Annotated in this window: 12 protein-coding genes and 1 pseudogene; 4 read left to right on the top strand and 9 right to left on the bottom strand. The window is 46.4% G+C overall.

Features of this window, described 5'->3' with window-relative positions:
* Positions 1 to 67 (top strand): IS1 family transposase (locus FTE26_RS08350; RefSeq protein WP_004209611.1); only part of this gene is annotated, 67 nt, incomplete at its 5' end.
* 13 nt (positions 68 to 80) lie between these two features.
* On the opposite strand, the pseudogene FTE26_RS08345 reads toward FTE26_RS08350, so the two are convergent.
* The 3 genes and pseudogenes from FTE26_RS08345 to FTE26_RS08335 all read right to left on the bottom strand — a co-directional run.
* Positions 81 to 386 (bottom strand): annotated as a pseudogene (locus tag FTE26_RS08345) (transcription termination/antitermination NusG family protein); the annotation flags it as partial.
* A gap of 441 nt (positions 387 to 827) precedes the next feature.
* The gene (locus tag FTE26_RS08340; protein ID WP_000074855.1) at positions 828 to 1,115 is read right to left on the bottom strand and encodes a helix-turn-helix transcriptional regulator; all 288 of its coding nucleotides are present in this window, start codon (positions 1,113 to 1,115) and stop codon (positions 828 to 830) included.
* Positions 1,033 to 1,296 (bottom strand): ash family protein, encoded by a 264-nt coding sequence (locus FTE26_RS08335; protein ID WP_032180564.1) that lies wholly within the window; start codon positions 1,294 to 1,296, stop codon positions 1,033 to 1,035. The genes FTE26_RS08340 and FTE26_RS08335 overlap by 83 nt, the downstream gene beginning before the upstream one ends.
* 971 nt (positions 1,297 to 2,267) lie before the next feature.
* Here FTE26_RS08335 and repA point away from each other — a divergent pair.
* Together repA and FTE26_RS08325 are read left to right on the top strand one after the other, a co-directional pair.
* Positions 2,268 to 3,299 carry a plasmid replication initiator RepA gene (gene repA, locus FTE26_RS08330; RefSeq protein WP_023518831.1) on the top strand — a complete coding sequence of 344 codons (1,032 nt, stop codon included), beginning with the start codon at positions 2,268 to 2,270 and terminating at the stop codon, positions 3,297 to 3,299.
* 695 nt (positions 3,300 to 3,994) lie between these two features.
* Positions 3,995 to 4,135, top strand: a complete 141-nt coding sequence (locus FTE26_RS08325) for a hypothetical protein (RefSeq protein WP_032072206.1) — start codon at positions 3,995 to 3,997, stop codon at positions 4,133 to 4,135.
* A gap of 232 nt (positions 4,136 to 4,367) precedes the next feature.
* Here the strand turns inward: FTE26_RS08325 and FTE26_RS08320 are convergent, their stop codons facing one another.
* Entirely contained in the window at positions 4,368 to 4,877 is a 510-nt protein-coding gene (locus tag FTE26_RS08320) for a hypothetical protein (protein WP_012783913.1), read from the bottom strand.
* A 55-nt stretch (positions 4,878 to 4,932) separates the two neighbouring features.
* A complete protein-coding gene (locus FTE26_RS08315; RefSeq protein WP_001703912.1) occupies positions 4,933 to 5,535 on the bottom strand; it encodes a ProQ/FINO family protein in 603 nt (200 codons plus the stop codon).
* Positions 5,536 to 5,888: 353 nt separating this feature from the next.
* Between FTE26_RS08315 and yagA the strand changes: the two genes are divergently transcribed.
* On the top strand, positions 5,889 to 7,235 hold the full coding sequence (gene yagA, locus FTE26_RS08310) for a protein YagA (RefSeq protein ID WP_039052405.1): 1,347 nt from the start codon (positions 5,889 to 5,891) through the stop codon (positions 7,233 to 7,235).
* A gap of 543 nt (positions 7,236 to 7,778) precedes the next feature.
* Here the strand turns inward: yagA and FTE26_RS08305 are convergent.
* The 4 genes from FTE26_RS08305 to umuD form a co-directional block, all read right to left on the bottom strand.
* A complete protein-coding gene (locus tag FTE26_RS08305) occupies positions 7,779 to 8,081 on the bottom strand; it encodes a hypothetical protein (RefSeq protein WP_001245884.1) in 303 nt (100 codons plus the stop codon).
* Positions 8,078 to 8,704, bottom strand: a complete 627-nt coding sequence (locus FTE26_RS08300) for a ParA family plasmid-partitioning AAA ATPase (RefSeq protein ID WP_000587689.1) — start codon at positions 8,702 to 8,704, stop codon at positions 8,078 to 8,080. Before FTE26_RS08300 ends, FTE26_RS08305 begins: the two co-directional genes overlap by 4 nt.
* Positions 8,705 to 8,891: 187 nt before the next feature.
* Entirely contained in the window at positions 8,892 to 10,163 is a 1,272-nt protein-coding gene (locus FTE26_RS08295) for a Y-family DNA polymerase (protein ID WP_001703910.1), read from the bottom strand.
* Positions 10,163 to 10,582: a translesion error-prone DNA polymerase V autoproteolytic subunit gene (umuD, locus tag FTE26_RS08290; protein ID WP_057109540.1), complete on the bottom strand. Its 420-nt coding sequence runs from the start codon at positions 10,580 to 10,582 to the stop codon at positions 10,163 to 10,165. Before umuD ends, FTE26_RS08295 begins: the two co-directional genes overlap by 1 nt.
* Between the last annotated feature and the right edge of the window lie 36 nt (positions 10,583 to 10,618).

Here is a 10,618-nt window from a genome sequence, read left to right as displayed (position 1 = left end):
CTCAAAATCGGTGGAGCTGCATGACAAAGTCATCGGGCATTATCTGAACATAAAACACTATCAATAAGTTGGAGTCATTACCTATTGACGGGTTTTATTTCACCGCCAAACTTCACGAAATCAATGAAGGCGCTATGGCGACGTAATGCCGATACTGGTTGAATGTCAAAATTAGCCAGAATAAAAAAGTACCCTGGAAAAATAGCGAATATTCTTTCACGGTGACAGCACCTGGAGTCTGCCCGTCTTATCTTTCTTGTTATTAATGGAGTCCATGGTACGACGTTTTGCTCATTCAGCCATGAGAATAAAGATTCTCTGTTTTTGCCGGCTGTATTATATTGCGCAAGATACCAGTTCCGGTTATTCAGGTGTTCTATATTCACGAAGTTCAACGCTCCGCGCAAAACCGATCCATGATGGACGATTTTGCGATGTCAGGCGAATATGCTAAATCATATGTCTGAAGCAGTGTCCAGCCCATATCTGGATAAACTGCAGTTCTGACAGGCATATAACCAGCAGACTCTAGTACGTTCTGTATCGGTGATTTGGCGAACTCACAGATAAAGAACGGCTAAGCACTAATATCAGCAATACAGTGGCACAGTATCGTGATACGCGAAATAAAACATCAGCACGTCAGTTCAGAGTAAGGTCGCCATATATCGGGCATGAGCCAGATACAAATAATTGGGACACCGTCTGAAGTGATTTGCTTTATTAAAGTAACTTGTGCTTGGTGTTTATGTTTATCAATTTGGGAGCGCCTGTAAAGTGCAAAATGCAATTTCCATGAAAGTGTCCCCTTTAATGGGGACACCTGTTCACATTTTTTCGTTTTCTTTAGCTGTATTGCTAATCATGAAAACGAACGTTCGCATCAGCACAGCAGAGCGAAGTGCATCATATCCTTCCAGATTTAAGTTCTTCAGGCTTCGCTTCAGGTAGGTTCGTACCGTTTCGGGAGAAAGCCGACAGTTCTGAGCAATGGCGTCGTAAGGAACACCCATTGCGTAAAAAACGCAGACTTTAAGCTGGTTTGTTGATAGCTCGGGAAACATGCCTTCCAACAGAGTGATGGCCGGGAGTTTCTGTATCATTTGAGGTGACATAGCAAAGGTCTCCGATGACAACAAAAAACGCTATCACCGAGTTCCTACGCTCATTGGTGATAGCCCAGACGGGGGTAGGAATACCGGCGTCATCGGAAACCGGCCAGGCTAATGCCTGCCCCGCCTGAGCTACCATAGATGACGACAAGAAATACAAGTTCCTGTCTTTATGGTATGGCAAAAAACGACGCCAAATGAAGAAATTAACTTCTGCGCCGACGATGACTACGCGGGTTCCTACGCCCGATCACAGTTTTGCCTGTGACCAGTAAAGGGTACTTAGTATAACGTACCGAGTCAACTAACCGCTTAAAAAACATACAAAAAAGCGTCAAAACTTAACGCTCCGCGCCGAAGCGATCCAGGCATGATGCTTCTGCTTTGTGGCGTTCGAACATGCTGGTCCATATGCACGAAACGGTGTCTGACCCTCGTCCAGACAATCCGCAGTTCTGACGAACATATGAACAAATATGCTCTTGTAGAGGCTGTTGTTACACAATTGGCGGGCTGTGTAACAAATGGTTTTATTATCTAAGAATCATTCTATTTACGATCGAATGATCTACAAAATGATTTTTTAAAGGTTTTTTAGATCGTTTAATTGTCTTAAAACAGAATATTATTCTGTTAGGTTGATCGGTTGTAAGATAAATGATCGTGAGTAGAACAAAAGTCGATCTTTTAATCCAAAAGAAGGATCTAAAGCAGAAAAATCTGCTTTTAAAAATAGATTTTATTTTTTTGACGCAGGTCAAGATTAACTCATTAGAGGTATCGGTGAGGAGGCACTGGAAGAGAAGAGATCGTTGTAATGCTTTTCAAATTAACGTAAAGCGGGTATATTTCGGTTGTTATTAGCTGCGCAGAGGGTGGCACTCTGTGGAGCAAAGCGGCGAAAGCCGGACGGCAGAATGCGCCATAAGGCATTCAGGAGAGATGGCATTTACGGGCAGTAAGTCAGAAGACCGAAGATGTTCCGGAAGCCATAAAAGGAAAACCCCCACAATCTTTCGACGAACTTGGCGGGACGGAGAAAGATTATGGGGGCCTCACAGAATACGGGTAAAGTATAATGAAACCGTACCAGAGATTCAACCCTGTGCAGTGTATAAATACACGGCACAATCGCTCCGCCATAAGCGACAGCTTGTGGCAGGTCTGAAGAATACTCCATATAACGCAGTACACTGGAGTCAGTTAGCACCCGAAGAGCAGATCCGTTTCTGGGAAGACTATGAAGCGGGAAGGGCGACCACTTTCCTGGTTGAACCGGAAAGGAAGCGCACGAAGCGCCGTCGCGGTGAGCACTCCACCAAACCCAAATGCGAAAATCCGTCCTGGTATCGTCCTGAGCTCTATAAGGCGCTGAGCGGGCAGCTCGGGCACGCCTACAACCGTCTGGTGAAAAAGGACCCAGTGACCGGCGAGCAGAGCCTGCGCATGCACATGTCTCTGCATCCTTTTTACGTGCAGAAACGAACGTATGCCGGTCGCAAATATGCTTTCCGTCCGGAAAAACAACGCCTCCTCGATGCCATCTGGCCGGTTCTGGTCAGCTTCAGTGATGCGGGCACACATACCGTAGGCATGAGTGTTTCCCGTCTGGCCAGAGAAATCAGCCCGAAAGACAGCAAGGGGAAGGTTATTCCGGAACTGGAAGTGACGGTCTCCCGCCTTTCCCGTTTGCTGGCCGAACAGGTACGTTTTGGTGTGCTGGGTGTTTCAGAGGAAACCCTGTGGGACCGTGAAACCCGCCAGCGTCTGCCACGTTACGTCTGGATAACACCGGCAGGCTGGCAGATGCTGGGCGTCGACATGGTGAAACTTCACGAACAGCAGCAGAAGCGGTTGCGTGAAAGTGAAATCCGCCAGCAACTCATCCGGGAAGGCGTACTGCGTGAGGATGAAGATATCTCCGTACATGCGGCCAGAAAACGCTGGTATCTGCAGCGCAGCCAGGATGCACTGAAACACCGTCGTGCAAAAGCGGCAGCCAGTAAGCGCGCCAGACGTCTGAAGAAACTGCCTGCCGACCAGCAGATTCATGAGATGGCAGAGTATCTCAGGAAGCGTCTGCCGCCGGATGAAGCCTATTTTTGTTCCGATGACCATCTGAAGCGACTGGCCATCAGGGAGTTGCGTCAGCTTGAACTGACGCTGGCTGCGCCACCGCCGCACTAGACAGCACCATTCCTTCAGCACTGAATCATCGCCAGCCCCTCCGGGGCTTTCGGCGCTGGTTCCGCTCAGCCCAAAATCTGCAGTAATCACCTTAAATCCCCTCAGAGGGGCATATCTGTCCATAAAACCACGTATCAGTCATCAGAACATGGCCACGTTGTTTCAGTTATCCACATAAATCCGCAAACAAAGAACTTTAAAAAGCTGCAAACCTGAAACAGCAAACCTGCAATATAGTCCTACCCCCATTATTTAATCCCCTGCGTTGCTTCGCCGCAGGGAAAGTCTTTATCTCTGAAACCACTGTGAACAAATACAGAGAGGCCTTCGCTTGCAGCGGCCAAGGCCGCGCCGCTCAGAATCTAAAAGCACCTCCCACGCTGACGCGCGGGCCCCGAACCTCACCGTTCTGAAACCACAACAAAAAGACATCAGGAATAAAAACACCGCACAAACGCAGCACCGTGCCTACCCCTCATAACTGAAAAGCGAGGCCGCCCCCGCCCAAAGGGCGGGAACAACATCGCTTTTAATTATGAATGTTGTAACTACATTATCATCGCTGCCAGTCTTCTGGCTGGAAGTCCTCCGTACACGCTCGTAAGCGGCCCTGACGGCCCGCTAACGCGGAGATACGCCCCGACTTCGGGTAAACCCTCGTCGGGACCACTCCGACCGCGCACAGAAGCTCTCTCATGGCTGAAAACGGGTATGGTCTGGCAGGGCTGGGGATGGGTAAGGTGAAATCTATCAGTCCGTACCGGCTTACGCCGGGCTTCGGCGGTTTTACTCCTGTGTCATATGCAACAACAGAGTGCCGCCTTCCATGCCGCTGACGCGGCATATCCTGGTGACGATATCTGAATCGTTATATACTGTGTATAATATATGGTGCGTTAATTTTTAAACCCTTATTTAATTTCCTCGTCAGTTAGATATTGTCCGTTTCCCAAACGAAGCCCTTCAGAGACGTCGTGTAAACACGGTCCTTTTATCTTACAGGTTAACCCCTATCAATCTTAGGATGAAACCACGCCATCCTCTGCTTGCCTGGTTATTAATTTCATATCATCTTATGCCTTTTTTATCTTCATTTGGGACCGTACTTTTCTTCGGAATATCACTATTCGTTAACTGCTGTTCATCAATAAAATTCCTGATGATATTCAGTTCACTCTGACGGATTTTTTCTTCTTCATTTTTTCTCAGAAGACGGCAGATATCCATTTCATCCCGCCCGGTCATTCTTTTTCCGGAAAAAAGGCGGTTAAGCAGCTCCTGCTTTACATCTGGTGAGTCTTTGGTGGCCTCCATGAGGTTGAGCAGACTCTGACGATCGAGAATAGAGAAAACTTTTGGGAAATAATGTAAAAGGAAAAGAACCCAGAATGCTGTCCATGCAAAGCAGAGAAAAGCTGCTGTAAGCACGTGATTCTTGCCTGATAGGTATATAATCAGCAGAACAACCGAAATCCAAGATGCCAGTTCTAAAAAAGTATATACAGGCTTCAGGCGTCTGTATGCCTGTTCATGATTATTCAGGATGAATTGAATTTTTTCTGCACCTGATTTACTCATAATAATTCTCTTCCCATTTTTCTGATACGTAATGTCCAGCTGTTATCAGGAGTGTTTATTGCCCAGAAATATTCTCCTGCTGTGCCTGCATCCTGAGCAACTTTTGTTCTAATGTCACCAGTCTGCGACCGGCACTCTGTGCTTCAGATTCTGAGACCTGCCCTTTGGGGTGACCATCCAGACCATAACGTGGGACGCCGGCGACAGCTGTCCGCTGCAGATATACACGGCGTGAGGTGATGCAGGACACTGCACAGAGCCATTCGTCCATGGTCAGTTCTGTCTCCGGGTGTTCTGCCAGAAATGCTGAAATATCATTGTTTATGCCAATTTTCAGGGGAATAAATCCACCACCTTCAGCACGAAGATGAGGAAACAGGATCTTTATTTTTTCCACGCACTCGTGAGTATACTCTCTGGTCCAGTGGGAGGGACGTGGGAAACGGCGTTTTTTCTTTTTCTTCTTCCTGGCTGGTGCTTCGGGGATATGTGTTTCGACGGCAGATGAATTTATTCCGACGGGGGCTGATTCTGCTGCCTGTTCAGTAAATGCAGATTCGATAATATCTGTTTTTTCGGATAAGGAAGGTAACGAAAAGGTACGACGTTTTTTCACTACAATGACGGGGATTTTCCTTTCTTCCTGATTTTTTTCCATAAATACCTCGGCTGGCTGGTTTTACTCTTTAATAATATCACAATCCATAAATTAGTAAATTTTCCGTCAGGTGATTTTTCATGGTTTATAAGTCCGTTCTCTGAATATTTATACTCGAGGCGGTAACAGTTATGGCGTGACAGTCGAATTGATATTCGACTGAACCCTGACCGAAACATGGTTGATATATTCTCTAACGTTAATGTTGTCATGATATAAATAAAAAAAATTCATTTGAAAGGATGTCAGAAGAAGATATCGGGGCGCACAGTTCATCTCTGCCTTTGTTTCATGGTGTGTTCTTTGTATATTTTACTTACTGTTTAAGCATGTACATAAGGAGTGCTTTCATTATGCCAATGATACTTGTAAAGAAGAATCCCCGGGGCAAAGTGATTCGGGAGCTTAGCAGTGAGGAAGAGACTGCAGTAAAGACGGTCTGTGGACTGAAAAAGCCAGCAACCATGGCACAACATAACCTGGCCAATGATCTTCTCCGGGAAATGCGTGAGTATGATGCATGGTTACAGTGTGACTGTATTCCGGGAGATTCGCCGGCCATGAATTTTGCTGCTCTTAAAAACAATACGGGTACTCTTTATCTGTCCAGTTTTAATCATGAGCATGCACCTGAATGCCCCATGTATCGTCAGTTATCAGGAAATGAAGAGGAAACATCCTTCGGAGCAAGCCGGCATCCCGTTAGCACCCGTATAAATTACAGAAACTTTTTACCACCTGATGACAGTAATTCTGTTATCAGACTGCAGACCCGCTCTGCTTACCATAATGGTGAGCGCTCCTCCGTTCGCAAGAAACGTCCGCGCCTTGGCCGTTTACTCCTGTCGCTTATTGAAGATGCAGGGCTGAATAAACTGGATTCCCTGGCTAATCCCCGTATCCGGACTAATTATCGTGAGTGTCTTGATGCCATACGGCAGGTTACACTACAGCAGGAGTATATTCGGGGAAGATCCTTATCTGAAATTATCCATTTCCGGCCAGGAATGTCTGAAAGGTCTCAGGAGCGGTTAATGGAAACGCTGGAGAATTCAGAACGACACTGGCCTGCCAGAAGAAAACATATGTTCTTTCAGATTTTTATGGCGCAGCACATCTGTCGTGATGCTGTGGAAATTCACTGGGCGAACGGTAATATTCAGGTCTTCAGACCTGTGCGGGGGATCAGTATTAATGGTGAAGCGCAGGGCGGAATACGTCCCCCTTACTGGGTTATTCTTGCTTTTTGCCGGAGTGCCGATGGCAGAATCATCTGCAGTGAAGGGTATGCTCATGCTCTTTATCAACTGACATGTCCGGTTCCTGTGGACAGCAAACTGGAACGAAACACGCTCACTGCTCTTCTGAATGTGGCCAGCTGGCTTAAAAGAAAGCCAGGTACGCCGGAATTAAGTCTGGAAAGGCCCCTGTTTGATACAGAAGTTTATGTTAATGGTGAAAAGAAATATGTACTGCCGGATTTCATTGTCACAGCAATGGCTCCTGACGGAAAGACGGCCAGAGTGGTCATCGAAACGATGGGATATGAAGACAGTGATTACTGCGCGAGAAAATCCAGGCAGCATACCGGCATGAAGCAGATTGGTGTTCTGCATACCGATCCACCGAAATGGCTGGATAACGATCATCCCCCTTTTGAGAAACATATGTACGGTGTTTTTATGCATCTCAGGTACTGAGATATTTTGTGGCTCAGTTCTGTAACTTTTCCCGTAACATTGTCTGTTGTTACGGGAAAGTCCGGTTTTTGTATTGCACCAGAGAATACTCAGACTGTGATGCTGCCACAGCGTCAGCAGGCTTTCTGAACGGTGTAACATCACTTCATGTTAATGATAATCACTATCATTAAATCTTGACATGCCATTTTCTCCTTAATAAATTAATACTGTATATGTATCCATATACGTAAGCAGTTAATTCATTTGTTTTCCTCAGAGGATGAAGGAGATACCGAATGTCTGATCCTGTACGGGGTTCAGTGAGTTAGCTGGCCTGGATGTAACCACTCGTTCAACTCAATTCTCTTAGCGTGGGAAAATTTCCGCTTTTCCAAGCGGACCCCTATTAATATTTGTTTTGTTTTAGGTTCTATTCAACATAGGTCATCCTAAAATACATTGCATTGAAGATAACAAGATAACAAGATAACAAGATAACAAGATAACAAGATAACAAGATAACAAGATAACAAGATAACAAGATAACAAGATAGTAAGGTGTTATCTTTGTTTTACTTCTGCTATCAATCGTGATACCTCTGTTTTTGATAGTGTTTTAAGTGCTTCTACCGCCGCCCTGACAACATCAGAACGATTCACTCTGCCTTTACCTGAAACCATCTCAGCCGTTATAAGGGCATCAATGTCTTTTAGGTTTTCTTCAAAAAAAGAAATACTCACTGGTTTTGCTTTGCTTACAACCGATGATTTATCTGATGACTTTTTGGTATTATCAAGGCCAGCCGTGCCACCGTTAATAAATGCTGCCTCGTCACGAGGTGAAGTGTTTGCTCTATTTCTCACAGAATAACCTCTTTCACTAACGCTTCGATTTCTTGCTGGGCTTTATCATTTTGCGTTTCAAAAATTGTCATTGATTCGGCCCAAGCATCTCGATGTGCTTTACGATCACATACCCGGGAGTTTGCCAGATGCATTTCAGGGTAATCCTTAAGTACTTCAGCTGCCTCATTGGCTTCATTAACAAACATATTTGTGGGCGTCATGTTTAAAACGAGATATCCCCGAACATCCTCATTAAAATCTTTTGCTGCTGTAAAAACGGAGCATGTATGAGGCACAACATCCAGGTCCATCTGAGATGGGCGCAAAGGAGAAATGAATACATCTGCGGCCATCAATCCACTACGCATTTCTGCGCTATCACGGCCAGCACAGTCTGCAATAACAAAATCATAGGATTTTTCGTGTTCCTTTAACATGGCTTTGATGTTACCTGTCGCGCCTGTAACCGGAATATGAGGGAGATCTTCAGGGCGATTGTTGTACCAGGTTAATACTGATTTCTGGTCATCTGCGTCGACAATAATCACTCTATTGCCTAGTGACATCAGATACGCAGCTATAGATACCGCCAGTGTACTTTTACCTACCCCACCCTTTTGACTACCTAATACTATTATCATTATAGCCTCATATTAAGCTGTTAAGTTAACAACTTAATATTGCCATCTGAACGCGAACCATGCAATTATTTTTGTTATGTTAACAACTTAACAAGCTGTTAAGTATTTGATTTATAGATTAATTAAGATAACAAGATAACAAGATAACAAGATAACAAGATAACAATATTATGGGTGGATTACATATTCATAACTGGGCTACTGGCAAATCTGTCCATCTGGTGGTATACGCAGGAGAAAGCATTTCCCGTTTCATTTGCCACTCAGGGGCGGTTCCTCGCCCCGCAAACCACACTGTCCCTTTTCCCGACTGGTTCAGTTCATCGAGTGTTTTCATTAACTTTTCACTGTTTTTACGGGGCTGGATTTCATCAAATAATCCCGGCTGTGCTATACCCGATGGTGTGAAATCAGCCAGCATGACTCCTGCCTTCATATAGCGGTACCCTTCACGCCAGACATGGTTTAAGGCTCTGCATGCGGCGGCAATAATGTCCCGGCTGTCCTGTGTGGGCAATGGAAGCTTTTCCACAGCGGCATTGCTGTAACAGGGTTCTTTTACTGCAAAGGGGGATGTCCGTACAAATGTCGTCACCTGCCGGCAATACTGACGCTCCCCACGTAGTTTCTCTGCGGCCCGCTCTGCATACTGAACAACAGCCTGGTGCATGGCATCTTTGTCTGTGATTCGTTCACCAAAACTGCGACTACAGACAATCTGCTGTTTTGCCGGTGGTGCTTCTTCCAGGGATATGCAGGACTCGCCGTTGAGTTCGCGTACCGTACGCTCAAGAATGACGCTGAAGTTTTTCCGGATGAATGCCGTGTTAGCCTGCGCCAGCTGCAGTGCTGTGTTAATACCCAGCGCATTCAGCTTTTCCGTCAGTCTGCGTCCTACTCCCCAGACCTCACCAACTGGCTGCAGCCCCAGTAGCTTCAAGGTCCGATTACGGTTTTCTGCCGTCAGCGCGACCACTCCGGAAAACTGTGGCCATTGCTTTGTTGCCCACTGTGCACTTTTAGCCAGCGTTTTTGTAGGCGCAATGCCCACCCCCATGGTGAGTCCTGTCCAGCTCTTTACCTGTTCCCTGAGCTGATGACCAAAAAAATCCGGAGAGATGCAATGATTTATCCCCCGCAAATCAATAAACATTTCATCAATTGAGTAGGGCTCAACTGCGGGAGAAAGCGACTCCAGAACAGCCATGACCCGTTGGCTCATGCTGTGGTACAGCGCATAATTGCTGGAAAATACATGTATTTTCTTCTCCAGGCGCATCTGTCTCACCTGAAACCAGGGCTGCCCCATTTTGATGCCAAGGGCTTTTGCCTCCGGGCTGCGCGCGATCACACAGCCATCGTTATTGCTGAGTACGATGACCGGTTCGTTGCGAAGGTCCGGGCGGAAAACTTTTTCACATGAGGCGTAGAAACTGTTGATATCAGCCAGTGCAAACATCAGCGTAACTCCCGCGTCCTGTGTATCACGTGAGTGACAACACCAAAAATACAGATGTTTTCCGGATACAGTGTGCGGAACTCCGGGCTGTCTGAAACCGGCTCCAGTGCCGGGCGTGGGCGCAACAGCAGTCGTTTGACGGTGAACTCACCGTCGATCTCAGCGATAACGATGTCCCCGTGTTGTGGTTTTTCGGCCCTGTCCACTACCAGCAGATCACCATTCTGCACGCCAGCCTGGTTCATCGATTCACCGCTGGCGCGCAGAAAGAAGGTGGCTGCAGGTCTGCTGATGCAATAGCTGTTCAGATCCAGTTCCTGCTCAGCATAATCAGTGGCAGGCGAAGGAAAACCGGCCTGGCAACGATCGGCAAACTGGGTTTGTTGAAGTCGAGATCTATGTGGGAAACAGGAAACCAATAACGCAGAACGATTGAAGCGTTATTCCCGTAATAG

The organism is Escherichia sp. S10b (genome assembly GCF_028421345.1).
In the GTDB taxonomy this organism is placed as follows: Bacteria; Pseudomonadota; Gammaproteobacteria; order Enterobacterales; family Enterobacteriaceae; genus ECMA0423.
This window is presented reverse-complemented; position numbering and strand designations above follow the sequence as displayed.

What these genes read in the sequence shown, in the direction of transcription:
- FTE26_RS08340 (WP_000074855.1), bottom strand. Translation starts at nt 1,115, where the DNA reads ATGTCACCTCAAATGATACAGAAACTCCCGGCCATCACTCTGTTGGAA.
- FTE26_RS08325 (WP_032072206.1), top strand. Translation starts at nt 3,995, where the DNA reads ATGGCTGAAAACGGGTATGGTCTGGCAGGGCTGGGGATGGGTAAGGTG.
- FTE26_RS08320 (WP_012783913.1), bottom strand. Translation starts at nt 4,877, where the DNA reads ATGAGTAAATCAGGTGCAGAAAAAATTCAATTCATCCTGAATAATCAT.
- FTE26_RS08315 (WP_001703912.1), bottom strand. Translation starts at nt 5,535, where the DNA reads ATGGAAAAAAATCAGGAAGAAAGGAAAATCCCCGTCATTGTAGTGAAA.
- yagA (WP_039052405.1), top strand. Translation starts at nt 5,889, where the DNA reads ATGCCAATGATACTTGTAAAGAAGAATCCCCGGGGCAAAGTGATTCGG.
- FTE26_RS08300 (WP_000587689.1), bottom strand. Translation starts at nt 8,704, where the DNA reads ATGATAATAGTATTAGGTAGTCAAAAGGGTGGGGTAGGTAAAAGTACA.
- FTE26_RS08295 (WP_001703910.1), bottom strand. Translation starts at nt 10,163, where the DNA reads ATGTTTGCACTGGCTGATATCAACAGTTTCTACGCCTCATGTGAAAAA.